Source organism: Caldicellulosiruptor naganoensis (genome assembly GCF_026914285.1).
Lineage (GTDB): Bacteria > Bacillota > Thermoanaerobacteria > Caldicellulosiruptorales > Caldicellulosiruptoraceae > Caldicellulosiruptor > Caldicellulosiruptor naganoensis.
Map to the genome: position 1 here is coordinate 1,697,610 of NZ_CP113864.1, position 24,518 is coordinate 1,722,127.

General features: G+C 36.4%; 25 protein-coding genes, 1 pseudogene and 2 riboswitches. Of the genes and pseudogenes, 7 read left to right on the forward strand and 19 right to left on the reverse strand.

Features of this window, described 5'->3' with window-relative positions:
• Nucleotide 1: 1 nt before the first annotated feature.
• Complete coding sequence (locus OTJ99_RS08490; RefSeq protein ID WP_083943557.1) at nucleotides 2-385, reverse strand: nucleotidyltransferase substrate binding protein; 384 nt, start codon at nucleotides 383-385, stop codon at nucleotides 2-4.
• A 155-nt stretch (nucleotides 386-540) separates the two neighbouring features.
• Nucleotides 541-724: riboswitch (Lysine riboswitch) on the forward strand.
• Between the two features lie 140 nt (nucleotides 725-864).
• Here OTJ99_RS08490 and OTJ99_RS08495 point away from each other — a divergent pair.
• From OTJ99_RS08495 to OTJ99_RS08525, 7 genes and pseudogenes are all read left to right on the forward strand, one after another.
• Nucleotides 865-1,848, forward strand: coding sequence for an aspartate-semialdehyde dehydrogenase (locus tag OTJ99_RS08495; protein ID WP_045165900.1), 984 nt, complete (start codon nucleotides 865-867; stop codon nucleotides 1,846-1,848).
• Nucleotides 1,849-1,903: 55 nt separating this feature from the next.
• Nucleotides 1,904-2,791 carry a 4-hydroxy-tetrahydrodipicolinate synthase gene (dapA, locus tag OTJ99_RS08500; protein WP_045165810.1) on the forward strand — a complete coding sequence of 296 codons (888 nt, stop codon included), beginning with the start codon at nucleotides 1,904-1,906 and terminating at the stop codon, nucleotides 2,789-2,791.
• Nucleotides 2,792-2,847: 56 nt separating this feature from the next.
• Nucleotides 2,848-3,606, forward strand: a complete 759-nt coding sequence (gene dapB / locus OTJ99_RS08505; RefSeq protein ID WP_045165809.1) for a 4-hydroxy-tetrahydrodipicolinate reductase — start codon at nucleotides 2,848-2,850, stop codon at nucleotides 3,604-3,606.
• 12 nt (nucleotides 3,607-3,618) lie between these two features.
• Nucleotides 3,619-4,086, forward strand: a complete 468-nt coding sequence (locus OTJ99_RS08510) for an ACT domain-containing protein (protein WP_011917109.1) — start codon at nucleotides 3,619-3,621, stop codon at nucleotides 4,084-4,086.
• A gap of 136 nt (nucleotides 4,087-4,222) precedes the next feature.
• Nucleotides 4,223-7,588, forward strand: coding sequence for a reverse gyrase (gene rgy, locus OTJ99_RS08515; protein ID WP_045165808.1), 3,366 nt, complete (start codon nucleotides 4,223-4,225; stop codon nucleotides 7,586-7,588).
• 92 nt (nucleotides 7,589-7,680) lie between these two features.
• The gene (locus OTJ99_RS08520) at nucleotides 7,681-9,405 is read left to right on the forward strand and encodes a methyl-accepting chemotaxis protein (RefSeq protein WP_269015328.1); all 1,725 of its coding nucleotides are present in this window, start codon (nucleotides 7,681-7,683) and stop codon (nucleotides 9,403-9,405) included.
• 117 nt (nucleotides 9,406-9,522) lie between these two features.
• Nucleotides 9,523-11,232: pseudogene (locus OTJ99_RS08525) on the forward strand (IS1182 family transposase).
• On the opposite strand, the gene purB reads toward OTJ99_RS08525, so the two are convergent.
• From purB to ruvC, 18 genes are all read right to left on the reverse strand, one after another.
• The gene (gene purB, locus OTJ99_RS08530; RefSeq protein WP_045165806.1) at nucleotides 11,229-12,659 is read right to left on the reverse strand and encodes an adenylosuccinate lyase; all 1,431 of its coding nucleotides are present in this window, start codon (nucleotides 12,657-12,659) and stop codon (nucleotides 11,229-11,231) included. The pseudogene OTJ99_RS08525 and the gene purB sit on opposite strands and share 4 nt — an antisense overlap.
• 53 nt (nucleotides 12,660-12,712) lie before the next feature.
• On the reverse strand, nucleotides 12,713-13,906 hold the full coding sequence (locus tag OTJ99_RS08535) for a pyridoxal phosphate-dependent aminotransferase (protein ID WP_045165805.1): 1,194 nt from the start codon (nucleotides 13,904-13,906) through the stop codon (nucleotides 12,713-12,715).
• A 190-nt stretch (nucleotides 13,907-14,096) separates the two neighbouring features.
• The gene (locus OTJ99_RS08540) at nucleotides 14,097-14,318 is read right to left on the reverse strand and encodes a membrane dipeptidase (protein WP_268748502.1); all 222 of its coding nucleotides are present in this window, start codon (nucleotides 14,316-14,318) and stop codon (nucleotides 14,097-14,099) included.
• Nucleotides 14,319-14,322: 4 nt separating this feature from the next.
• The gene (locus OTJ99_RS08545) at nucleotides 14,323-14,751 is read right to left on the reverse strand and encodes a membrane dipeptidase (protein WP_307735271.1); all 429 of its coding nucleotides are present in this window, start codon (nucleotides 14,749-14,751) and stop codon (nucleotides 14,323-14,325) included.
• Nucleotides 14,730-14,927, reverse strand: a complete 198-nt coding sequence (locus OTJ99_RS08550) for a hypothetical protein (protein WP_235374815.1) — start codon at nucleotides 14,925-14,927, stop codon at nucleotides 14,730-14,732. Before OTJ99_RS08550 ends, OTJ99_RS08545 begins: the two co-directional genes overlap by 22 nt.
• A 28-nt stretch (nucleotides 14,928-14,955) precedes the next feature.
• On the reverse strand, nucleotides 14,956-15,678 hold the full coding sequence (locus OTJ99_RS08555) for an MBL fold metallo-hydrolase (protein WP_045165804.1): 723 nt from the start codon (nucleotides 15,676-15,678) through the stop codon (nucleotides 14,956-14,958).
• Nucleotides 15,675-16,820 (reverse strand): homoserine O-acetyltransferase MetX, encoded by a 1,146-nt coding sequence (gene metX / locus OTJ99_RS08560; protein ID WP_045165803.1) that lies wholly within the window; start codon nucleotides 16,818-16,820, stop codon nucleotides 15,675-15,677. Before metX ends, OTJ99_RS08555 begins: the two co-directional genes overlap by 4 nt.
• 123 nt (nucleotides 16,821-16,943) lie before the next feature.
• A complete protein-coding gene (locus OTJ99_RS08565; protein WP_045165802.1) occupies nucleotides 16,944-18,221 on the reverse strand; it encodes an O-acetylhomoserine aminocarboxypropyltransferase/cysteine synthase family protein in 1,278 nt (425 codons plus the stop codon).
• 112 nt (nucleotides 18,222-18,333) lie between these two features.
• A riboswitch (SAM riboswitch) is annotated at nucleotides 18,334-18,455 on the reverse strand.
• Between the two features lie 74 nt (nucleotides 18,456-18,529).
• Entirely contained in the window at nucleotides 18,530-18,817 is a 288-nt protein-coding gene (yhbY, locus tag OTJ99_RS08570) for a ribosome assembly RNA-binding protein YhbY (protein ID WP_045165801.1), read from the reverse strand.
• 68 nt (nucleotides 18,818-18,885) lie between these two features.
• Complete coding sequence (locus tag OTJ99_RS08575) at nucleotides 18,886-19,071, reverse strand: hypothetical protein (protein WP_045165800.1); 186 nt, start codon at nucleotides 19,069-19,071, stop codon at nucleotides 18,886-18,888.
• Between the two features lie 108 nt (nucleotides 19,072-19,179).
• Entirely contained in the window at nucleotides 19,180-20,463 is a 1,284-nt protein-coding gene (gene obgE, locus OTJ99_RS08580) for a GTPase ObgE (protein ID WP_045165799.1), read from the reverse strand.
• A gap of 114 nt (nucleotides 20,464-20,577) precedes the next feature.
• On the reverse strand, nucleotides 20,578-20,877 hold the full coding sequence (gene rpmA, locus OTJ99_RS08585) for a 50S ribosomal protein L27 (protein WP_045165798.1): 300 nt from the start codon (nucleotides 20,875-20,877) through the stop codon (nucleotides 20,578-20,580).
• Nucleotides 20,861-21,205 (reverse strand): ribosomal-processing cysteine protease Prp, encoded by a 345-nt coding sequence (locus OTJ99_RS08590; protein WP_045165797.1) that lies wholly within the window; start codon nucleotides 21,203-21,205, stop codon nucleotides 20,861-20,863. The genes rpmA and OTJ99_RS08590 overlap by 17 nt, the downstream gene beginning before the upstream one ends.
• A 28-nt stretch (nucleotides 21,206-21,233) precedes the next feature.
• Entirely contained in the window at nucleotides 21,234-21,545 is a 312-nt protein-coding gene (gene rplU, locus OTJ99_RS08595; RefSeq protein WP_045165796.1) for a 50S ribosomal protein L21, read from the reverse strand.
• Nucleotides 21,546-21,723: 178 nt separating this feature from the next.
• Nucleotides 21,724-22,269, reverse strand: a complete 546-nt coding sequence (locus tag OTJ99_RS08600) for an epoxyqueuosine reductase QueH (protein ID WP_045165795.1) — start codon at nucleotides 22,267-22,269, stop codon at nucleotides 21,724-21,726.
• Nucleotides 22,266-23,270 carry a Holliday junction branch migration DNA helicase RuvB gene (ruvB, locus tag OTJ99_RS08605; RefSeq protein ID WP_045165794.1) on the reverse strand — a complete coding sequence of 335 codons (1,005 nt, stop codon included), beginning with the start codon at nucleotides 23,268-23,270 and terminating at the stop codon, nucleotides 22,266-22,268. The genes OTJ99_RS08600 and ruvB overlap by 4 nt, the downstream gene beginning before the upstream one ends.
• A 33-nt stretch (nucleotides 23,271-23,303) precedes the next feature.
• Nucleotides 23,304-23,894, reverse strand: coding sequence for a Holliday junction branch migration protein RuvA (gene ruvA, locus OTJ99_RS08610; RefSeq protein WP_045165793.1), 591 nt, complete (start codon nucleotides 23,892-23,894; stop codon nucleotides 23,304-23,306).
• Complete coding sequence (gene ruvC / locus OTJ99_RS08615; RefSeq protein ID WP_045165792.1) at nucleotides 23,891-24,391, reverse strand: crossover junction endodeoxyribonuclease RuvC; 501 nt, start codon at nucleotides 24,389-24,391, stop codon at nucleotides 23,891-23,893. Before ruvC ends, ruvA begins: the two co-directional genes overlap by 4 nt.
• Nucleotides 24,392-24,518 lie beyond the last annotated feature (127 nt).

Below are 24,518 nucleotides of genomic sequence, written 5' to 3' on the forward strand. Positions count from 1 at the left end.
ATCAACTCCTCAATTTTTTTTCAAGTTCCTCAAACAAAGGTAAGTAGTCACTTTTTATTCTCTCAAATATTATTTTGGCAACACATTCATCATAGGTGTGGACCGTCAAGTTCCTATCTTCAATCATCCTTAGCCATTTTTCTTGATTTTCAATCAAGCCCACTGAAAATGCTTCTTTGAAAACTGCTCTAGGCGAAGAAATATTTACTATGCCTTGATATTCCAAATACGCCTTCAATAATTTCCAGGCAAGTTCATAGGTAAATTCAAATCTTTGAATAGCACCGTCATACAAAAGAGGATTATCGCTTCTTTCCGACACCGCTTCTTTCAATCTCAAAAGTGCTTTCTGAAAGTTAGCAAATCTTTCTCTAATTTTTTCCAAATCATTCATCCTCCATTTTCTTTTTGTTCTTTTACTTTTCGATATTTAAATTATATCACATGAAAAAACCTCTTAGTCTTTCAAAAAAATTTGACATACAAAGAATCTTAATGGTATTATTAAATAAATACCACAAGTGAATAGCTCATAATATATTAATAGATAGAGGCGCGTCTTTTAAGAGTAGGCAGGTGGATGTGAAAGAAGACACAGATGAAACCTGCTGAAAGGAAAAGACGCCGAAGGGAGTTTCTTTCTTCTTGGAAACTTCCCTGGGTGCATGGAGAATATCCATGCAACTGTCACCAATTGAAAAATTGGTGGAGCGCTATCTGTTAATATATTGTATGCTTGTAGTACAATATATTAACAGAAGCTGGCTCAAAAACCAGCTTTTTTAGTTTTATTTGATTTTATTCTCAGCTTTAAATTAAAATATTTTTAGAGGAGGTCTATACAAAGTGGCAAGAAAAATCAAAATGGCAATAGTCGGCGCAACTGGTATGGTTGGAAGAACATTTTTGAAGGTGTTAGAAGAGAGAAATCTTCCTGTTGAGGAATATTACCTCTTTGCATCAAGCAGGTCAGCTGGTACAAAGGTTGAGTTTATGGGAAAGGAATACATTGTTGAAGAGTTAAAAGAAGATTCATTTGACAGAGGAATAGACATTGCTCTTTTCTCAGCCGGTGCATCCACCTCTCTTCACTTTGCACCAATTGCAGCTTCCAAAGGCTGCATTGTAATTGACAACTCAAGTGCATGGCGTATGGAAAAAGACGTTCCTTTGGTTGTCCCAGAGGTAAATCCAGAGGATATCAAGTGGCATAAGGGAATTATCGCAAATCCAAACTGCTCAACAATTCAGGCAGTTGTTGTTCTAAAGCCTTTGCACGACAAATACAAAATAAAGAGAATTGTGTACTCGACATATCAGGCTGTCTCAGGTGCTGGATATCAAGGATATTTAGATTTGGAAGAAGGTTTAAAAGGTGCACCACCAAAAAAATTTCCATATCCAATTGCAGGAAATGTAATTCCTCATATTGACGTTTTCTTAGAAAATGGATATACAAAAGAAGAGATGAAGATGATAAATGAAACAAGGAAGATTTTGCATGATGACTCTATCAAAATTACAGCAACAACCGTAAGGGTACCTGTTTTCAATGGTCATAGTGAGTCCATTAACGTTGAATTTGAAAAACAATTTGATTTAGAAGAATTAAAAGAAACTTTAAGACAGGCACCGGGTGTTGTTGTTCAGGACGACCCAGAAAATCTTTTGTACCCAATGCCAATCTATGTATCTGGTAAGGATGAAGTGTATGTTGGAAGAATCAGAAGAGATGAATCTGTTGAAAGTGGTGTAAATCTTTGGGTTGTTGCTGACAATATCAGAAAAGGTGCCGCTACAAATGCTGTTCAGATAGCTGAGAAGGTAATTGAGTATTTCTTTAGTTAATTTTTTTAGTTTGACCATAATTTAATGTTTTGAATAAATGGGAGGTTTTATTGCTATGCCAATTTTTAAAGGCTCAGGTGTTGCCTTGATAACACCTTTTAAGGACGAGGAAAGCGTGGATTTTGAAGTTCTTGGGAGGCTTGTTGATTTTCATCTTGAGCACAAAACAGATGCTATCATCGTATGCGGTACAACCGGCGAGCCTTCGACAATGCCAGATGATGAACATTTAGAGGTAATTAGATTTGTCATTGATAGGGTAGCTGGCAGAAAACCTGTCATTGCAGGTGTTGGCAGCAACCATACAAAACATGCAGTATATCTTTCCAAAAAAGCTCAGGAGCTTGGTGCAGATGGTCTTTTGCATGTAACACCTTACTACAACAAGACAACCCAAAAAGGTCTGATTGAACACTTTAAAGAAATAAACGACGCTGTGTCAATCCCTATAATTGTCTACAATGTTCCATCAAGAACAGGGCTAAATATACTGCCCGAGACAATGAAGGAGCTTTCAAAACTTCCTAATATCAGAGCTATCAAAGAAGCAAGCGGAAATATCACACAGGTTGCAGAAATTGCTATGCTCTGCCCTGACATTGACATCTACTCTGGAAATGACGATCAGATTGTACCAGTACTCTCTGTTGGTGGAATTGGTGTGATCTCAGTTCTTGCTAACATTTTGCCTGATGAGACACATGATATTGTTGAGTACTTCTTAAACGGTCAGGTTGAAAAGGCAAAAGAGCTGCAGCTAAAGCTACTTCCAATTATCAAAGCATTATTTATTGAGGTAAATCCAATACCTGTAAAAGAAGCTATGAATATGATGGGATTCAATGTCGGAAGGCCAAGACTGCCGCTTACTACAATGACTGAGAAAAATAGAGAGATACTTAAAAAAGCTCTTATTGACTATGGAATACACATAAAAGAGTAAAAAATACGTTTTTAAACATCTCTAAAAAACTAAGCATAGATGGATGTGATGTACAAATGCTGAGAGTTTTACTTAACGGTTGCAATGGCAAGATGGGTCAGGTTGTAAGTAAGGTTGCAAAAACATATGAAGATGTTAAAATTGTTGCAGGCGTTGATTTGAACACCACGAGAAATTTCGATTACCCCGTTTATAGTAATCCTTCTCAAATCCAAGAAGAGTTTGACGTAATAATTGACTTTTCCCTGCCAGAGGCTACACTTGCAATTTTAGAATTTGCAAAGGCAACGAAAAAACCAGTTGTAATTGCCACAACAGGCTTTACAAGTGAACAGAAAGAAAAGATTGTTGAGTCTTCAAAAGAGATACCAATTTTTTGGTCTGCCAACATGTCACTTGGTGTTAACCTTGTTGCAGATCTTGTACAAAAAGCATACAAGACGCTGGGAAGTAGGTTTGATATTGAAATTGTTGAAAAACATCACAACCAGAAGATTGACGCACCTTCTGGCACAGCTCTTATGCTTGCAGATGCTATCAATGAGATTGCAAACAATGCGTATGAGTACATCTACGACAGGCACACAAGAAGAAAGAAAAGGGCTCAAAATGAGATAGGAATTTTTTCGGTGCGTGGAGGTACAATTGTTGGCGAGCACAGTGTTATCTTTGCTGGTCCAGATGAAATTATAGAGATAAAACACACTGCACTTTCAAAAGAGATTTTTGCAAACGGCGCAATTAAGGCTGCGATGTTTTTAGTTGGTAAAAGTGCGGGTATATATAATATGAAAGATTTGATTAATTTCATGTGAGGTGTTTTGAATTTGAAGCCTGTGACAAATTTAAATGTCACCCAAAACGTTGCCATGATAACATTGGATAATGTCCCAAACAAAATAGACCTGATTGCCTCAATCTTCAATGAAGTGGCAAGCCATGGAATAAACATCGACATGATTAGCCAAACAGCTCCATACAAAGGAAATATAAACCTATCATTTAGTCTTGATGAAGAAAATGTGCCAAAGGCAATCTCAGCGCTGAGCAAGTTTAAAAAAGAGATTCCGCATTTAAGAATTGACATAATTTCTAACCTGACAAAGCTGAGTATATACGGTGAAGCCATGAGAGATTTGCCAGGCGTTGCAGCATCTCTTTTCACCACTTTGGCAGAAGCAGGTGTCGAACTTAAGATGGTGACAACAAGCGAGGTCGACATCTCATACTTGATTGATCAGAAAGATGAGGAAAAGGCCGTTGAGATTATAAAACAGAGATTTGAATTAGAGTAAACTTTGAAAAGCTGCCCCGATGGGAAAATTTTAAAGCGGGCAGCTTTTTTTAATATTGAATTTTTCCAAAATCCTTAGTATATTTGAAAATTAGAAAAACTAAAAGCCCTCAAAAAAGAATAAGGGGGATTTTTGCTTGGCAACAGGAGCAAAATATTATCATTCATGTATAAACTGTGGTGGTATCAACTCAGATACAAGAAATCAAAAAGGACTCCCATGTGAAAAGTGTCTACCATTTGAAAATAGCATGAATATCCTTGAAAGCTTGAAACAACATAATAGCCTAAAAGATTATGCCTACTTTTGGAATTTCCAAAATGAATATAAAGAGTTTGAAAAGTTTTTTGTATCAAAGGTTGGAAAACCGATGACAGGATATCAACGGCTCTGGGCAAGGCGACTTTTACTCTCAAAAAGTTTCACTTTAATTGCTCCCACAGGCCTTGGTAAGACAACATTTGGACTTGTTGCAACACTGTGGATGACAAAAAATGGCAAGAAGGTAGCTTTAATCTTTCCTACTGTATCGCTGGTTGAACAAGCGCATCAGAGACTCCTTGAATTTGCTAATAAAGAGCCAAAAGAAAATGTTAAAATTTTGTCATATAAGTCATCGATGAAAAAAACTGAAAAGGATGAGTTTGAAAAAAGCTTTGAAAATGGCGAATTTGACATCCTAATTGTCTCATCGCAATTTATATCAAAGCGAAAAGACGACCTTGCAAAGAAGGTATTTTCATTAGTGTTTGTAGATGATGTTGATGCTATTTTGAAATCTTCAAAAAACATTGACACTCTTTTGCAAATGATTGGAATTGACCAAAATACAATTGACCAGACATTTGAAAACCTCAAAAAAGGTATTAAGTATCCTGAACAAAAACAAAACGGCACATCTTCTACTTTATCTAAAGGCATTCTCATTGTATCTTCTGCCACTGCAAAGCCACAAGGACTAAAACCTCTTTTGTTTAGAGAGCTACTTGGTTTCGAAATAGGTAGATTCACATTCAGTATAAGAAATATTACAAATATTAGAATTGCTGAAAAATCAAAAGAAAAGCTGCTTGAGACAATCAAAATCCTCAATGATGGCATCCTCTTATTTGTTGAAAATGAAGAAGAAGGTAAAGATGTGACACACTTTTTAGAAAACGAAGGAATATCTGTCGGTAAAACGTGGGAAGATTTTGAAAAAAGTTTTGAGGAATTCAAAGATGGAAAGCTCAAAATTCTATGTGGCATATACTCATACTATGGAAAGCTTGTGAGAGGCATAGACCTCCCCTTGAGAATAAAGTATTCAATATTTTGGGGCACGCCCTCGTTTAGGTTTTCAACAGATATTGAAAAGGCGCCCCGGTTTGTCTTAGAAAGGGTGTTTTCTGACTATCTTGAAGAACATCCCAAGCTAAAAAGCTTCTTTAAAGGCATAGATAGATATCAGGTCGAAAGGTTAAGGGAGGTAGTAAAAAAATATATTTCTCAAGATAAGTGGACTGTTTTTGTTAAAAAGTCCTTTTCAAACTTGAAAATCTCAGATGAGGGTCAGATATTCTTCCCTGATGTTTTCACATATATCCAAGGTTCTGGAAGGACATCACGAATGTTGGGTAGCTCTTTGACAAAAGGAGTTTCAATCCTATTTGAAGATGATGATCTACTTTTCGAAAGTCTCAGGTCAAGACTTATGTTTTTGCTTGATGAAGAGTGGAAAACCGAAAATGAGGTATGTTTTGAAGATTTGATTAAAGAGGTTGAAATGAGCAGAAATGAAACTTTAATAAACGAGCGGTCTTCAGATTTAAAGTCAAGGCTTATGATTGTAGAATCGCCCACAAAAGCAGAGACAATTTCAAGATTTTTAGAAAAAGCATCAACAAGAAGGTATGGAAGGCTCTCTGTATACGAATCAGTAACTCCAGATGGAATTTTGCTCATAACTGCCTCAAAAGGACATGTGTATGACCTTGATACAAAAACAGGAGTGCATGGGGTAGAAATATCAAACGGCAATTTTATCCCGTACTATAACTCTATCAAACGCTGTACAAGCTGTGGTACACAGTTTACTGATGAGTATCCTTCATGTCCTAAATGTGGCTCTGATAAGATTGATGACAAAAAGGAGATATTAAAGGTGCTTCGTGAGATAGCAGCTGAAGTAGACGAAGTTTTAGTTGCAACAGACCCTGATGTTGAGGGCGAGAAGATTTCATGGGATATATCCCAGTATCTAAAACCTGTCAATCCGAACTTAAGACGAATTGAAATGCACGAAATAACAAAATTTGGTTTTGAAAGTGCTATAAAAAACCAGCGCGATTTTAATGCAAACCTTGTAAAATCTCAGATTGTACGTAGAATTGAAGACAGGTGGGTCGGTTTTGAACTGAGTTCAAAGCTTCAGAAAAATTTTAAAAGCTATAATTTATCTGCAGGAAGAGTGCAATCTACTGTCCTTGGCTGGATTATAGAAAGGGAAAAGGAATATGCAAAGAGTCAAAAAGAATTTACTTTTGTGAGATTTGAAAATGGGTTTGGATTTGAGGCAGAAGGCAAAATAGATGGCAACAAGGTATTAGTAGAGGTAGTGGAAGAAAATGAAAAAGAGCTTGAGACTATTTTGCCATTTAATACACCCACACTTCTGTCTTATGCATCACAAAAATTAAACCTTAGCGTGCAGGAAATCATGGAGATTTTACAGTTTTTATTTGAGCATGGGTTTATAACCTATCACAGAACTGATTCAAATAGAATATCACTCACAGGCCAAAATGTGGCAAGATTATACTTAGAAAAGATAGGCAAAAGGGACTTGTTTGTAGGCCGAAGTTTCGGGTCAGAAGGTGCGCACGAGGCAATAAGACCTGTTAAGCCAATTTCACCTTTGGAGTTAAAAGAGCTGTCAAGTGAAAGACTTGCTCAGGGTTTGACAGCTAATCATATTAAGGTGTACGAACTTATATTCAATAGATTTTTCACAAGCCAGATGAAAAACCCTCTTGTAAAATACCAAAAACTAATTTTCAGGTTTGACAAACAAGAAATAGAAAAAGAAATGCCCATTGGGGTGATAGAAGAGGGGTGGCTCTTGTTCAATCCAATTCAGATTTTTTCAAAATTTGAAAGTGGAGAATACCAAATAACAGAAAAGAAAAACTACAAGAAGCACACAACCCCTCTTTTCACCCAAGCAATGCTCATTGATGAGATGAAACAAAAGAATATAGGAAGACCATCCACGTATGCTAAAATGGTTGAGACCCTTTTCAAAAGAGGATATGTATTTGAAGATCAATATAGAAGGATTCGTTCAACTGCACTTGGAAGAAAAGTGTATTCTTACCTTGCACAACACTACCAAGATTATATAAACGAAGAGACAACAAGAAATCTTGAAAGACTTATGGAAGTCGTTGAAATGGGCGAAAAGGATTATCAAAATGTATTAAGTAGCTTATATGAAGAGCTTACTAAAATTATACAAAGCTAAAGTACTTTCTCTGAATTTTTTGTTTGAAGCCTATTTTAAAGTGATAAAAATTATGGTAGAACAAAACAAAAACTATATTTTGGAAAAGCGGGGTGGCTTTTTTGGTAAAAAACATAAAACTCAGAACAAAGCTCATTTTGCTTTTTGCCTTCGTCTTTTTAGCTTTTATATTAATTTTTGAAATTTATTTTATTCCTTCTGTTACAAAAACAATTGAGTCACAAGTCGAAAGTAAGCTCAAAAACATCGTCCAAGTTGCAATTTCAATATGTGAAAGCCAGTATGCTCTCCAAAAATCCGGGAAACTTAGTGAATCTCAAGCACAGCAGACAGCAAAAGAAATTATCCGCGGTCTTAGATACAACAGCAATGGTTACATCTGGATAAATGATTTACAACCAAAGATGATAATGCACCCATTCAACCAAGAGTTAGAAGGTCAAGATTTATCTGACTACAAAGATCCAACAGGGTTTAAGTTATTTGTAGCTATGGTAGATGTTGTAAAGAAAAAAGGAGAAGGTTTTGTAAAATATCAATGGACGAAGCCTAATTCAAACAATAATTTTCCAAAAAAGTCTTATGTTGTATTATTTAAACCATGGGGCTGGGTTTTAGGAACAGGCGTTTACATAGACGATTTAGTTGCATATGAGAATAATATAAAAAACAGCCTGAGAATGATAACACTTTTTGTGCTTTTAATATGCTTTTTGATAATATTTCTAATAACAATTTCGATCAGCCAAAGACTAAAACAAGTTGAAGAATTTGCTGAGTCTTTATCAAAATTTGACCTTTCTTTAAATAAAGGCTTAAATACAAGCTATAATGATGAAATTGGCAAGGTTGCAAGAACTTTCAGCAACATGAGCCAAAACATGAAAGATATGATATCACAGATAAAACAGGTCTCTTTATCTGTATTTGAAGCTGCAAAGGAGCTCACATCTGCTTCAAATGAGATTGCAAACGTCTCTGAGCAAATAGCTTTAGCAATTTCTGATGTTGCAAAAGGAAGTACTGAACAGGCAAATTCTATTGAACAATCAAGCCAAAGATTAAACAAACTTTCAGAGGTTATTGAAGTTATCTCTGAAAAAATGAAAGAGTCTTACTCCTATGCGCAGACAGTGTTCAACACAATTAATGAAGGAAACTTACTTATTAACTCCCAGGAAGAAAATATGAAAAACGTCAAAGAGATTTGGCAAAAGGTTGAAAGTTTGATGAATCAGTTTTCTTCTATGAGCACAGAGATTGTCCAGATAACATCTTTTATAAGCAACCTTTCAAAAGAGATAAATCTCTTGGCTCTAAATGCATCAATTGAAGCCTCAAGAGCAGGTGAGGCAGGAAAAGGATTCATGGTTGTTGCAAACGAGATTAGAAAACTTTCTGACCAGACATCAAGTTCAGCAAAACAGATAGGTAATCTTCTCAAAAACATCCAAGCAAATGTAGAAAACCTTACAGCAGGTTTTAGCAGTTTTGAAGATGCTCTCAAAAAACAAGATGAGATCACAAACGACACAAAACAAGCTTATAGTCAGATTATAGAACTTACCAAAAAGCTCATAGAAATATTTGAAGAAATAAACCAAAGTATTCAAGCATCAACACAAGATATCTTATCTATATCAACTGAAATCTCCAATATTGCAAGTATTGCTCAGGAGACTGCTGCAGCAACCGAGCAGACAGCTGCATCAACAGAAGAGCAAACTGCAGCTGCCCAGACAATTGCAAGTACAATGAAAAGATTAGAAAGCTTAGCTGAGGATATGATGAAAAAGGTTGAAGTGTTCAAGGTATAACACTAATTAGAGGCTGTCTAAAAAGATGAGGTGATAGCCTCTTTATTTTTACTGTATTTACATTGTGAGATATTTATGATATAATATCTCAGAAATGATTACATAAGGAGGATTAATATGCCACGCAAACATGATAAAATAGTCTTCAAAGAATATAACCCCAACCAATTAATAATGCCAATCGACCCTGAAGCCTTTATCCCTCAAACTCATCTAGTAAGAGCAATCGATAAAATCATTGATAAAATAGATATCTCAACCATAGTAGAGAAATACAAAGGTGGTGGGACTTCCAGCTACCATCCTTTGATGCTTTTGAAAGTACTTATCTATGCTTACATACAGGGGATATACTCTTCAAGAAAGATAGCAAAAGCACTTCAAGAGAATATAACCTTTATGTGGCTTTCAAAACTTCAAACCCCTGATTTCAGAACTATCAATAGATTCAGAAAAGAGATAATAGGTGATTGCATTGAAGAGATTTTCGCACAAGTTATTGAACTTCTTGTAAAACTGGGGTATGTAAACTTTGAGTATTACTACCTTGACGGGACAAAGATTGAAGCAAATGCGAACAAGTATACATTTGTATGGGCAAGAAGTACAAGAACATACAAAAAGAAATTAAGAGAAAAAGTAAGAGAAATTCTTAATGAAATAGAGAGGATAAATGAGGAAGAAGACAGAATTCTTGGCGAGTTGGATGTCAATTTAGAAGCTGATTATGATAGCCAAGAGCTTGAACAAAAAGTTGAAGAACTCTCCCAAAAGATAGCAGAAGCTAACTTTGGGAGCAAAAGGAAAGAAAGGAGAGTGAAAAAGCTTGTAAAAACTCTCCAAAACAACTGCGTATTAAGACTCAAGAAATATGAGTCTTATGAGCAGATCTTAAATGGCAGGAATAGTTTTTCAAAAACAGACAATGATGCCACATTTATGAGGATGAAGGATGACCATATGAAAAATGGGATGCTAAAACCCGGGTATAATGTACAAATCGGCACACAGAACCGATTTGTCATAGGTTTTAGCATCCACCAAAGTCCCACAGACACTGTCTGTCTAAAGGAACACCTTGAGCTTGTGACGAAGATAACAGGTTTCATGCCAAAGAACATTGTAGCAGACAGTGGCTATGGGTCTGAAGAAAACTACCTTCATCTGAAAGAATGTGGCATAAATAGCTACATTAAGTATAGCACATTTGACTTGGAACAGACAAGAAGATTTAAGAAGGATATTTTCAATGTAAGGAACTGGGAGTACATAGCTGAAGAAGATGCATATATTTGTCCTGCTGGTAAGAAGGTGAAATACTTATATCCGAAGATAAGTGCAAATGAGAGAGGATTTGTAAGTTATGAGAAGGTATATCAATGTGAAGATATTTGTAATGGTTGTGAACACAGAGAAAAATGTTATAAAGGTAAGAGATGGAAGAAGAGATTTAGTATAAGACCGAGGTTAGAGAAATTGAAGGAAGAGGTGAGGCAAAGGCTGTTAAGTAGAGAAGGCGAAGAGATTTACGAAAAAAGGAAGATAGAAGTTGAGACAGTATTTGGGATAATAAAGAACAATAAAGGGTTTAGGAGATTCCTGCTCAGGGGTATGAAGGGTGTGAAGCTAAAGTAGAGTTTGGTTTGTATTGCCTATAACATAGAAAGATTGGCGAAGATAATAATAGGGGGTTGGGGCAAAATTGCCAGCCAACCCTCTTGCTTTTTACTGCATAGTTCAATATTAACATTAAATACCATCAAATGCTTGATTTTGGTTATTAAAAATTATTGTTTTTGGACAGCCTCTTTAAACTCCCATTTTTAAATCTCTACTTGGGACTCAAAATCAAGGTCATCCTTGTACTTTTGCAATATTGGTTTTACATATTCCTCATAGTATTCTTTTACCTGAGATGGTGCTCTTCCTACAAACTTTTTAGGGTCTAAAATAGTTTCAATTTCTTCTTTTGAAAGCCCAAAGCTTGGATCGTTTGAAATAAGTTCAATCAGGTTATTTTCCTTTCCAAATTCCTTGACATTTTGAGCAGCTTGCATGGAATACCTTCTAATCTTTTCATGCAAATCCTGCCTATCACCGCCACGTTTTACTGCTTCCATGAGTATATTCTCTGTTGCCATAAATGGAAGTTCTTGTTCAATATGCCTTTTTATCATATTCTCATACACAACAAGACCGCTTGCAACGTTGTGATAAAGATTCAAAATAGCATCGGTTGCTAAAAACGCCTCAGGGATTGCAATTCGCCTGTTTGCAGAGTCGTCCAAAGTACGCTCCAGCCATTGTACGGATGCTGTAAACAGTGGATTTTGAATGTTGACCATTATATACCTTGCCAAGGCACAGATTCTCTCACATCTCATAGGGTTTCTCTTATACGCCATTGCTGACGAACCGACCTGGGTGTTCTCAAAAGGTTCCTCTATCTCTTTTAAGTGCTGCAAAAGCCTTATATCGTTTGCAAATTTATAAGCGCTTTGTGCAATTGATGCAAGCATTGATAAAACTAAATAATCAAATTTCCTTGGATATGTCTGGGATGTAAGAGGAAAACTCTTTTCAAATCCCATCTTTTGACAAACAAGCTGATCAAGCTTTTTTACCTTTTCTTCATCACCATCAAAAAGAGCCATGAAACTTGCTTGTGTACCAGTTGTCCCCTTCACGCCTCTTAAATAAGTGTGGTCCATTACATACTCTAAAAATTGTAGGTCCATCACCAGGTCCTGGACCCACAGCATTGCCCTTTTACCAACTGTTGTTAGCTGAGCAGGCTGAAAGTGTGTAAATCCTAATGTTGGCATGTCTTTGTATTTTAAAGCAAATTCAGACAACACCTTTATGCAGCTGACAAGCTTTTTTCTAATAAGCTTCATTGCCTCATACATTATGATGATATCCGCATTGTCTGTCACAAAGCAGCTTGTTGCGCCAAGGTGGATAATTGGTCTTGCCTTTTTTGCCTGCTCGCCAAATGCATGAATATGTGCCATTACATCATGACGAAGTTCTTTTTCCTTTTGTCTTGCCACATCATAGTTTATGCTATCGACATACTTTTTCATCTCTTCTATTTGTTCATCAGAGATGTCAAGTCCCAGCTCTTTTTGTGCCTCTGCCAAAGCAATCCACAGTTTTCGCCAAAGTTTAAATCTTGTGTCATCTGAAAAAAGTCTTTTCATCTCCTCGCTTGCATAACGTGAGTTAAGTGGCGTCTCATAAATGTGGTGCAACTTTTCTCACTTCCCCTGTTTAGCTTTAGTTTTTTCTACTCTTCATTATACCTTTATTTGAGCTTTTCAACAAACCTCTTTATTCTTGCCAAGCCTTCTTTAATATTCTGCACAGATGTAGCATACGAAAGCCTCATATGATTTTCCATACCAAATCCTTCGCTTGGAACAACTGCAACTTTTTCATTTTCTAAAAGAAGCTTTGCAAAGGTATTTGCACTGTCTATAACTTTCCCGTCAAAACTTTTCTCAATAACGCCTGACAAGTCAACCCAAATATAAAATGCGCCTTGGGGTTTTACGCTACTTAAACCCTCAATCCCATTTACAAGCTCATATATCAAATCTCTTCTTTTTGCAAACTCTTCTACCATCTTCTTAAGACTTTCTTGAGGACCACTCAAGGCTTCATATGCAGCATACTGCGCAATTGAATTAGGATTTGAGGTTGTGTGGCTCTGAAGGTTTGTTATAATCTTTGCTAAATCCTTGTTTGAGAGAGTATACCCAATTCTCCAGCCTGTCATTGCATAAGACTTTGAAACACCATTTACAATTATGGTCAGATCTTTTGCCTTATCACCGAAAGAAGCTGGTGAAACATGCTTTTGTCCATCATATATGAGTTTGTCATAAATCTCATCTGAAATAATGAATACTTCATTCTGTATACAAAATTCTACAATCTCTTTTAACTCTTCATATGTATAAACCATTCCAGTTGGATTGGATGGAGAATTTAAAACAAGTGCTTTTGTTCTAGATGTGAGATACTTTTGTAAATCTTTTATATTTACCTTGTAATTTGACTCTTTTGTTGTTGGCACAACTATAACCTTACCACCTGCAAGTTTAATAAGCTCTGGATATGTAACCCAATATGGAGATGGAAGGAGTACCTCATCACCTTCATTCAAGAGAGCAAAAAAAACATTCATCAGAGAGTGCTTTGCACCATTTGAAATGACTATTTCATCTGCAGAATAAGAAATTCCATAATTTTCATTATAATACTTTGCAACCGCCTCTTTTAAACAGGCAATCCCCGCAACCGGTGTGTACTTTGTGTATCCTTTAACAATGGCAGCAATTGCTGCATATTTTATGTTTTCAGGTGTGTCAAAATCAGGTTCACCTGCACCAAAACCAATTACATTTTCCCCAGATTCTTTTAATTTTTTTGCCAAAGTGTCTATTGCTAAGGTTGGTGATGCTGAAATACTTAGCGCTCTCTGTGAATACTTCATCCTTTCTCCCTTCGCCCTTTCAACTTGTTTTTGCAATACTATATCATATTTATATGCATTTTTCAATATCAATGTTACGAAAAAATAGGATTTAAGATTGTAAAAACGCAAGTTTTAAATAAAAAAATTTCATTTTAGAAATTCGTAAGTAAAGCTAAAAAGGTTATTGTAAAGGATATCAAAAATCTCTTCATCGGTAAATCCAAATCCACTGAAGCACCTCTTTTATTTTTGGCAAATCCTCGACCCCATTTATACCATCTGCAAATTGGTCTGCACCGTCAAAGTCAGAATCCAAACACACATGCTTGTGGCCAGTGAGCTGGGAGACATGTGCTATATGCCTTGCAATGTCTTCAATTGTGGCAAAGCTTTCACTTAAAAAAGGCGAATAAAAGCTTATCCCAATCAAACCATTAAAATTTCCTACAATCTTTTAACTGCTCATCTGTAAGATTTCGTGGATGGTTGCAAAGCGCCCAGCAGTTTGAATGACTTACTATAAATGGCCTATCAACAACAGCTACAACGTCAAAAAAAGTCCTTGGTGGTGCATGTGCAAGGTCAATGATAAAGTTCAGGTCCAACAGTTTTTTCAAAATCTCTTTACCAAAACTGCTAAGATTACCGTCTTCGTAAGCACCGCCACACAGTTTATTTTTGTGATTCCACGAAAGCGTGGCAGATATTATTCCATTTTCTTTTAGTATCTCAACATCCTCAAGACTATTTACAAACGAAATATCCTCAATAGCTATAACAACATTTAGTTTATCTTCAACAACAGTATTTGTTTTTCCAATAATGTTTACATCATAGTCTTTTAAAAATCTAATATCGAAAATATGTTCTTCATAAAATCAATATCTTTTTGTCTTGTATCCTGCCATACTGCCATGTACTGAAGTTCTACCCCAACTTCTTCAGCTCTTTTTAAGTCAAACTGAAGAGAATTTTGGTATAAACTTTGACCTTTTAAAAAGCTTTCTGTCAATGTGTCACTGTGAGCATCAGCAAACATATATTGAAAGTTCCTTATTTTGATCCTACTAAAATTCTATTATTTTTTCTTTTGTTGCAAGAACTACATTATTAAAAATCTCTTTTGCCGCTGCCAAATGTTTTTGCTCATCGCACTCAGGCTTTAGATGTGTCAAGACTAAAAGTTTGGCTCCAGCTTCTTTTGCCACCATTGCTGCCTGTTTTGGACTCATATGGTATCTCTTTGACTCCTCAATCTTTTCAATCTCTTCATCGGTATATGCTGCATTTAGCAAAAGCAAATCTGCACCGCTGCAAAACTTTACAAAATCCTCTTTGTACCCTGTATCACCAGAGAACACAAACACTTTTCCTTCCTCTTCTACTCTCACAGCAAAACTCTTATATGGATGCTGCCCTTCAAAAAAGGAAAGCTTAATATTTTCTATTTGGGTTTGCAAGTTTTCTTCGATATTTTTAATCTTGTAAACACCTTTTCTAATTAAGTTATACTCCTCTTGTGGCTCAGATGGAATAAAAAGATCTATCTCTTTACCACGGGATGCAAAGTAGTATCTCAAAACCCCTAAATCACTTGTGTGGTCAGCGTGAAGATGCGAGCATATTATAAAAGAAATATCGTCAAAAGCAATATAGTTTAATAGCCTTGCCAAAATACCGCTTCCACAATCTATAAGAATATTTGCACTTTTTGTTTTTAGCAGGTAACCAGACGTTGCCTCATCTTTGGCAGGATATGGACCTCTTGCACCCAGGATTGTCAAAATCATTTTATCATCTCCTTGTTATATAGTAATTCTAAAAATTCAGTAATTATGTGCCTGTATTTCTCCTCTTCCACTAAGAATGAATCATGACCATAGTCAGACTCAATCTCTTTGTAAATCAAATCAACACCAGCTTCTTTTAGTTTATCTCTCATATATCTCATTTGGCTGATTGGAAAGAGAATATCAGAGGTTATAGCTATCAAGAGAAACTTTGCCTTAATTCTTTTGAGTGCTTCCTCTTCACTACCATATGTTCTCTCTAAATCGTAAAGGTCCATCGCACGTGTAAGATAAAGGTAGGTGTTTGCATCAAATCTCTGAACAAGTTTCATACCTTGATAGTGTAGATAACTTTCCACCTCAAATTCTGTGTTAAAAGACTCAAAAAAGCTCTCAACAGGGTCTTTCATTCTGCGATTGAACTTTCTATCCATTAGTTTGTCTGACTGATAAGTTATCATACCAAGCATCCTTGCAATAGAAAGACCTTGAGCAGGACCTGTCTTGTCATAATAATCACCATTGTTCCAGTTAGGGTCTGCCATAATAGCCCTTCTCATAACTTCATTAAATGCAATTGACTGCGCATTGAGCTTAAGGGGTGATGCAATGTTTATAACACCGTCCATAAAATCCGGGTAACTTACAGCCCACTCCAAAGCTTGCATACCGCCCATTGACCCACCAACAACACAGAGAATATGATCTATCCCAAGGGCCTCCATAAGCTTTCTCTGAACGTTTACCATGTCTTTTATGGTTATAATTGGAAATCGTGCACCATAGGGTTTGCCTGTTTCAGGGTCAATGGAAGATGGTCCTGTTGTTCCCTGACAGCCACCAAGAACATTTGAGCAGATAATAAAGTACTTATTTGTGTCAAACATCTTGCCAGGGCCGACAAACTTGTCCCACCAACCGGGTTTGGGATCATCTTCTGAGTGTTTTGCAACATGTGAATCGCCTGTCAGGGCATGAGTTATTAAAATTATGTTATTTTTTTCTTTGTTAATTTCACCATATGTCTCATATGCAACTGTTATTGGTCCAAATCTCTTGCCACTTTCTAATACAAAATCCTTGTTGTGTGCGAACTTTACAAACTTTTTATAGCCCTCTTCCCAAAACTCAAACTTCTCCAATCTCTTATACCCCCACATTGAAGCTTATTTAAAATGTATGAAAGATTGCCTCTTATATCAATTTTTAACCTTCTTCTGGAGCAATCTTTCATGCAGCAGATGATAGGGCTTATATTCACTATTTTAAATTTTATTTAGTGCACTCTCAATATCATATATTAAATCGTCAATATCTTCAATACCAACAGACAATCTTATCATCTCTGGCAGAACTCCAGCTGCCCTTTGCTCTTCTTCTGAAAGCTGCTGATGAGTGGTTGAAGCAGGATGAATAATAAGCGATTTTGCATCTCCAACATTTGCTAAGTGTGAGAACAGCTTAACATTATTAATTATTTTCTTTGCTGCTTCATATCCGCCTTTTGGTCCAAATGTAAAGATAGCACCTGGCCCTTTTGGCAGGTATTTTTTGTAAAGGTCATAGTATTTGTTGTCCTCTAAGGCCGGGTAGTTTACCCACTCCACTTTTGGGTGTTCATTTAAATACTTTGCCAATTTCATTGCGTTGTCAACATGCTTTTGCATCCTCAAAGATAGCGTCTCAACACCAAGAAGTATCAAGAACGAATTAAACGGCGAAATGCATGCACCAATGTCGCGCAAGAGCGTAAGTCTTAGCTTTGCGATGTATGCAGCATTTCCAAATTCTTTTGCATAAACAAGACCGTGATAACTCGGATCTGGCTTAGTTAAGTCTGGAAATTTCTCATTCCATTCAAATTTTCCAGAGTCAACTACAATACCAGCAATTGACGTCCCATGTCCACCTAAAAACTTTGTCATTGAGTATACAACAATGTCTGCACCATGTTCAATTGGTCTGAACAAATAAGGTGTTGCAAATGTGTTGTCTACAATAAAAGGAATTCCATTTTTATGGGCAATATCTGCTATTGCTTCAAAATCCGGAATGTTTATATTAGGGTTGCCAAGAGTTTCAACAAAAATGGCTTTTGTCTTATCTGTTATTGCTTTTTCAAATTCTTCTGGATAGTCAGGGTTTACAAATTTTACTGTGATGCCAAGTTTTCTTAATGTGTGAGCAAATAGTGTATATGTCCCGCCGTACAAAGTCGAAGCAGCTACAACCTCATCCCCACTTTTTGCGATGTTCAAAATCGCATAAGTGATAGCAGCTTGCCCTGAAGAGGTAGCAACAGCTCCAACACCACCATCAAGTGCAGCAATTCTTTTTTCCAAAACATCAGTGGTCGGATTTCCTATTCGTGTATATATATTTCCCGCTTTTTTGAGTGCAAACAGGTCTGCTGCCTCTTCAGGTGTATCGAAAATGTAAGAGGTTGTCTGGTAAATTGGAACAGCTCTTGATTTTGTCTCTCTATCAACAAACTGCCCTGCATGAAGTTGAAGAGTATCAAAACCGTATTTTCTTTCTTCCATCTTCTCTTTTCCCCTTTCGTTAATTTTTATAATATCCTGGTTTTCAAAAAAGATAAAAAAATAGTCTTCCTGCAGATAAGCTACAAGAAGACTTTTTTCAAAATCTTCTTACTTCTTATCTGCCAGGTATTTTAAAAATACCTGCTGGAATTGGCACCAAGAAAAAGGGCACCCCTACCTTTTTCCGGTTGCCGGGCTTCATTGGGCCAGTCCCTCCGCCACTCTTGATAAGAAGTAATTTTGATAATATTCAATTGTATTGCTTTAGATTATATCAAATTATATTACCAGGGTCAATACTCTACTTTTTAAATCTGAATTCTCGGGTTTTCTTCTGACCTTCTGTAAATAACAATCTTTCTGCCAATTACCTGTACAGGCTCAGCATTTAGTTTTTCACAAACTATAGCTATCGCCTCTTTTGGTTCTATTTTGCAATTCTTCTCAATTGAAATTTTGATAAGCTCTCTGGCACAAAGTGCTTCGTCTATCTGTCTTAATACCCTGTCAGTAATTCCTTCTTTGCCAATGTGAACTATTGCATCTAAAGCATTTGCCATTGACCTTAGTTTTGCTCTTTGTTTGGATGAAAGCATTCTTCACACCTCCCCATAAAACTAAAACGGCAGAAAGGAACTTGCCTTTCTGCCGGCGTTTTTTATCTTTACACTTCTACTTCTTTTCTTGACCTTCGCCGCTGCTTCTCGTACTCTGGATCCCCCTTTTTCCAACCGCTTCTTACCTTCTCAACTACCATTTGTTTTGATACATCCACAACAAACCCGTTTTCCTTAAAACAAAAGTATGTGGTATTACCTACCTTGCAGTTCCCACAATTGATGCACTCCATTTAGAAAAGATAACCTCCAAACCTTTTAAGAATTTCTTTTTGCTTGTCAATTATTTTAACCCATTTTTGCTGTTTTGTCTATATCCATTTTTATGATAAATCTAAAACTTATTCATAATATTCAAACTCAACATCAAGTATCCTCACAATGTCGCCATCCTGGATTCCCATCTCTCTTAACTTGTCAAAGACACCAAGCTTGTTTAAGAAATTTTGAAAATACCTGAATGAGTCATGGTCATTTAAAACTATGTTTCTTGCAACCTTTTCTACAACTGTTCCTTCTACAATATATATACCATTTTCTTTTCTGATAGTTAGCGGCTTTACATCCTTTTTCTTATAGTACACAAACGTCCGCGGCTTTGCATCCTCTTGTTCATTTTCAGCTGCCTTTTGCTGCTTTAAAAGTTCATAAGCTCTTTTTAAAACCTCTTTTACACCCATGCCAGTTGCAGCAGAGATGGGATACACTTCATACCCCATCTTTTCAATCTCACTTTTGAAAAGTTCAAAATACGCCTGTGCATCAGGAAGGTCCATCTTGTTTGCAGCAACAATTTGAGGCTTTTGTGCAAGATCTGAACTGTATTTTTTAAGCTCCTCATTGATTTTTATAAAATCTTCAACAGGCTCCCTTCCTTCGCTTCCCGACACATCAACAATATGAATCAAGACCTTTGTTCTTTCAACATGTCGCAAAAACTGATGCCCCAGACCTGCTCCTTCGCTTGCACCTTCAATAAGCCCCGGAATGTCGGCAAGAACAAAACTTTCACCCTCGCTAATATATACAATTCCAAGGTTTGGATACTTTGTTGTAAATGGATAGTTTGCTATCTCAGGTCTTGCATTTGTTGCAACGGACAAGAAGGTTGACTTTCCAACATTGGGATAGCCGATGAGCCCAACATCTGCTAAAACTTTTAATTCCAAAATTACCCAAAGCTCGTCCCCTTTCTCCCCAACCTCGGCAAACCTTGGTGTTTGTCTTGTTGCTGTTGCAAAATGTGCATTTCCTCTGCCACCTCTACCACCATGTGCAACAATTGCTCTGTCGCCTTCTCTCGACAGGTCAGCAATTATCTCACCAGTTTCAGCATCTTTTATCACAGTTCCAACAGGAACCTTTATTATCAAATCCTCACCGTCTTTGCCGTGCATATTGTTAGGTCCGCCACGCTCACCGTTTTGAGCCTTGTAATGTCTTTTGTATTTAAAATCAAGCAGGGTGTTGAGTTCTCTGTCTGCAACAAATATTACATCTCCGCCTTTTCCACCATCTCCTCCTGCAGGACCTCCTGCTGGAACGTACTTCTCCCGCCTGAACGCAACTATACCATCTCCGCCGTCCCCTGCTTTTACGTAAATTTTAGCAACATCTACAAACATAAAATTCACCTCTTATTTGAAAAACTCTATTAGGAATCATTTCTCAAGATACAAAAAAAGAGACAAACCTTCAATTAAGTTTGCCTCTTTTTAAAAAGTCATACTATTTTTGAATTATTGAACAGCTACCATCTCTTCGGCTGGAATAACTGATACAAACTTTCTTCCACGTTTTGTCTCAAACTTTACATAACCGTTTACCAAGGCAAACAATGTATCATCTCCGCCACGACCAACGTTCTTGCCTGGGTGGAATTTAGTCCCTCTCTGTCTTACCAAGATATTGCCTGCTAAAACAAACTGGCCATCTGACCTTTTAACACCAAGTCTTTTCGACTCGCTATCTCTTCCGTTTCTTGTTGAACCGCCAGCTTTCTTGTGTGCAAACAGCTGAATGTCAAATACCAATTTCATCTTCTTTCACCTCCACTTTAACATATTTGGGATATTGAGATTCTATTTCTTTTAAAGCCAAATACGCTGTTTGCAAAAGCAGCGAACTTTCCTTTAAAACATTTTCATTTTCATCTATAATTTCAAACTCTAAATATCCACTTTCCTGTTTTATTCTGTGGACTGCCTTTAATATTTCTATGCACCCGTTTACATTTGCAAGAATTACACTTGAGACTGCGCTACATACAATGTCTTTCCCACGTGGTGCAAAACCACTATGCCCTTTTACAACTACTTTGTAATAATATCCTATCTTTTTCCGTTTAAAAAAGGTTGCTATAATCATTTTGAATTCTTTTGAAAATCTTTAGAATCTATTTTACAATCTTTGTTATCTGAAGCTTTGTATACCACTGACGGTGACCAAGTTTTCTGTGATACCCTGTCTTTGACTTATAGGTAAATACTATGATTTTCTTATCTTTAGCATGCTCTAAAACCTTTGCTTCTACATAAGCACCATCAACATAAGGTTTGCCTACCACAAACCCATCATCAGATGAAATAGCAAGCACTTTGTCAATCTTAATCACACTGTCAACATCTGCATTTAGCTTTTCAACCTTTAAAACATCGCCTTCTTGCACTTTATACTGCTTTCCGCCAGTCTCTATTATTGCATACATCCTCTCTTCTATACCTCCTGCTTTTAAAATTTCTCAAATAAATCACATCTTTCACGCCGCTACGGGAGCATTTTACCCTTTGCGAGCGCAATAACATTCAATATTATAGCATTTGAGCTTCTCAATTACAATAGAAAAATTTTTCTTTGACCATCTTCATTTAGCATTTTGCCATCCTTTATTGATTATTTTTTGTTTCTTTGTAAAACCTCTCTTTTTCGCTATAGATACAACCGCAATATTTCTGAAGATATAGTCCAAGTTCTCTTGCTTTTTGTCTTCCTTCTCTAAAGCCTTCTCTGAAGTCTCTGTAATAAAACTCTATTCCATAACGCTCTGCAATATCCTCACCAAGTTTTTTTATTAAATCGTGTTTTTGGTATGGACTTACTAAAAGTGAGGTTGTAAAAGCGTCAAATCCGCTTCTTTTTGCAACTGAAGCAGTCTTTTCAAGTCTTGTACTGTAGCAATAAACACATCTTGAATTTTCTCTAAATGCGCAGTTTCGCAAAAATTCCTCAAGCGGATACTCTTCCAATACAATCAGCTTATTCCCTCTTATTTCATAAAACTTCTTTGCAGCATCTAATCTATTCTTAAACTCTGTGTATGGGTGAATATTAGGATTGTAAAAAAGCCCATAGACTTCATGTCCTTCCTCTGTAAGCTTGTCAAGAGGATAGATACTGCAAGGCCCACAGCATGTATGCATTAAAATCTTCATCTCTTGTCACCGCCAAACTTCGACTTTGCGATATGAGTTATTGCTTTTTGGGTTGCAACTCTCCCACGTGCAGTTTTTACCAAAAATCCCTCTTGAATTAGATATGGCTCGTAAATATCTTCAATTGTACCTTCATCTTCACCAATTGCGGCCGCAATTGTTGAAAGTCCTACAGGTCCACCGCCAAATTTGTATATTATAGCTTCTAAGATGTTCCTGTCAACAATGTCAAGCCCAAGTTCATCAACTTCAAACATCTCAAGCCCTTCAACTGCAACTTCATACGTGATAATTCCATCGTACTTTACCATTGCAAAATCTCTAATCCTTTTGAGTAGCCTGTTTGCAACTCTTGGTGTTCCTCTTGAACGCTTTGCTATCTCAATACAAGCTCTATCGTCTATATCACATTTCAAAATAGAAGCAGATCGTTTTATTATTTGACTTAGCTCCTCTATTGTATAATAATCAAGCCTTTCAATTATACCAAACCTGTTTCTCAAAGGTGATGATAAAAGCCCTGCTCTTGTTGTTGCACCAATCAAGGTAAACGGCGGTATTGAAAGTCTAATTGTTTTGGCAGATGGACCTTTGCCAATTACTATATCCACTTTCAGGTCTTCCATTGCAGGATATAAGACCTCTTCAATGGTTCTATTTAGTCTGTGAATCTCGTCTATGAATAAAATATTGTTTTCTCCGATATTGGTAAGTATGGCAACCAAATCACCTGCTTTTTCAATTGCAGGTCCGGAGGTTACTTTAATATCAACTCCCATCTCATGTGCTATAACATTTGCTAAGGTTGTCTTGCCAAGCCCTGGTGGTCCATACAAAAGTACATGGTCAAGCGGCTCTTTCCTTTTTTTTGCAGCTTCAATGAAAATTCTTATCTTCTCTTTTACCTTTTGCTGCCCAATATACTCATCCAATGTCCTTGGTCTTAGTGATTCTTCATTTAAATCCTCTATGCTAAGTTTTGCATCCAATAATCTTTCCATGTTATTTCATTCCTTTAAACGAAAAATTTATATTTAAAGTCTTGAGAGACGTCTTAACGCCTCTTTTATTCCATCTTCAATAGAAAGGCTTGAAAAATCCTCTGACGATAAAACCTCATTTATCTCATCCATTTCATATCCTAACGACAAAAGAGCAAGCGAAATCTCTTCAAGTTTTGAATCTTCTTTTTTGATTGCTTGGCTGCTTTCTATTTTAAACTCCTTTTTCAGTGTCTCTTTGAGCTCTAAAATTATCCTACTTGCAGTCTTCTTGCCAATACCTTTTACCTTTTCAAGTCTTGAGCTATTGCCCTTTGCAATCTCTATGATAAGTTCTTCATATGGTATTGTTGAGATTATCTGCAATGCAAGCTTTGCACCAATGCCGCTGACTCTTTGGAGCTTTAAAAAAAGCTCTCTTTCCTCTTTTGTTAAAAATCCATAGCACTCAAGCTCAGATAAACTTTCGTTGAATTTTATATGTACGTAAATTCTCTTTTCTTGGCCAATTAAGCCAAAAAATTGTGATGTATTGCAAAAAATCTTTAAAATAACGTTTTTGTAATTCAATAGTATAAAATTGTTCTGAATCTCTTCAATAACTCCAACAATCGAATCTATCATATCCTTTCCTCCTGAGTTACATAAGAACAGCTCCAAAGAGCATGACAAATAGCAACAGCTAACGCATCTGCAACATCGTCAGGTTTTGGAATATCAGGTAAATTAAGTAACATCTTTACCATTTTTTGAATCTGGGTCTTGTCTGCTTTGCCATATCCTGTTATTGCTTGCTTTACTTGAAGAGGTGTGTATTCATAAACATTCAGACTATTTTGAACACATGTTAGAATAATTACACCTCTTGCCTCTCCTACCGAAATTGCAGTTTTAGAATTTTTATTAAAAAAAAGCTCTTCAATTGCAACCACATCTGGCTGGTAAAGTGTAATAATTGAAGTAAGCTCATTGTGCAGGTGAAAAAGCCGCAGTGACTTTCTCATCTCACTTGATGTTTCAATCTTGCCAAAATCAATTACTCTGAATAATGAATTTCCCTTAAATTCAACTAATCCATATCCAGTTAGTGCAATTCCTGGGTCTATTCCTAAAATTCTCAACTTCCTATCAAGCCCTTTCTATTCCTTAAGATTTTTTCTTAAGAACATTGATTCTTTATTCATTTTAGCACATTTTTTTAATTTTATCTACAGATATATACTTGCATTTTTATTCTTTTTAATTTAT

What these genes read in the sequence shown, in the direction of transcription:
- ruvA (WP_045165793.1), bottom strand. Translation starts at nt 23,894, where the DNA reads ATGATAGATTCGATTGTTGGAGTTATTGAAGAGATTCAGAACAATTTT.
- OTJ99_RS08590 (WP_045165797.1), bottom strand. Translation starts at nt 21,205, where the DNA reads ATGATTATAGCAACCTTTTTTAAACGGAAAAAGATAGGATATTATTAC.
- dapA (WP_045165810.1), top strand. Translation starts at nt 1,904, where the DNA reads ATGCCAATTTTTAAAGGCTCAGGTGTTGCCTTGATAACACCTTTTAAG.
- rplU (WP_045165796.1), bottom strand. Translation starts at nt 21,545, where the DNA reads ATGTATGCAATAATAGAGACTGGCGGAAAGCAGTATAAAGTGCAAGAA.
- OTJ99_RS08600 (WP_045165795.1), bottom strand. Translation starts at nt 22,269, where the DNA reads ATGAAGATTTTAATGCATACATGCTGTGGGCCTTGCAGTATCTATCCT.
- ruvB (WP_045165794.1), bottom strand. Translation starts at nt 23,270, where the DNA reads ATGGAAAGATTATTGGATGCAAAACTTAGCATAGAGGATTTAAATGAA.
- OTJ99_RS08495 (WP_045165900.1), top strand. Translation starts at nt 865, where the DNA reads ATGGCAATAGTCGGCGCAACTGGTATGGTTGGAAGAACATTTTTGAAG.
- OTJ99_RS08535 (WP_045165805.1), bottom strand. Translation starts at nt 13,906, where the DNA reads ATGAAGTATTCACAGAGAGCGCTAAGTATTTCAGCATCACCAACCTTA.
- dapB (WP_045165809.1), top strand. Translation starts at nt 2,848, where the DNA reads ATGCTGAGAGTTTTACTTAACGGTTGCAATGGCAAGATGGGTCAGGTT.
- yhbY (WP_045165801.1), bottom strand. Translation starts at nt 18,817, where the DNA reads ATGCTTTCATCCAAACAAAGAGCAAAACTAAGGTCAATGGCAAATGCT.
- rpmA (WP_045165798.1), bottom strand. Translation starts at nt 20,877, where the DNA reads ATGAAATTGGTATTTGACATTCAGCTGTTTGCACACAAGAAAGCTGGC.
- OTJ99_RS08555 (WP_045165804.1), bottom strand. Translation starts at nt 15,678, where the DNA reads ATGATTTTGACAATCCTGGGTGCAAGAGGTCCATATCCTGCCAAAGAT.
- OTJ99_RS08550 (WP_235374815.1), bottom strand. Translation starts at nt 14,927, where the DNA reads ATGTTTGCTGATGCTCACAGTGACACATTGACAGAAAGCTTTTTAAAA.
- OTJ99_RS08565 (WP_045165802.1), bottom strand. Translation starts at nt 18,221, where the DNA reads ATGGAAGAAAGAAAATACGGTTTTGATACTCTTCAACTTCATGCAGGG.
- obgE (WP_045165799.1), bottom strand. Translation starts at nt 20,463, where the DNA reads ATGTTTGTAGATGTTGCTAAAATTTACGTAAAAGCAGGGGACGGCGGA.
- OTJ99_RS08575 (WP_045165800.1), bottom strand. Translation starts at nt 19,071, where the DNA reads ATGGAGTGCATCAATTGTGGGAACTGCAAGGTAGGTAATACCACATAC.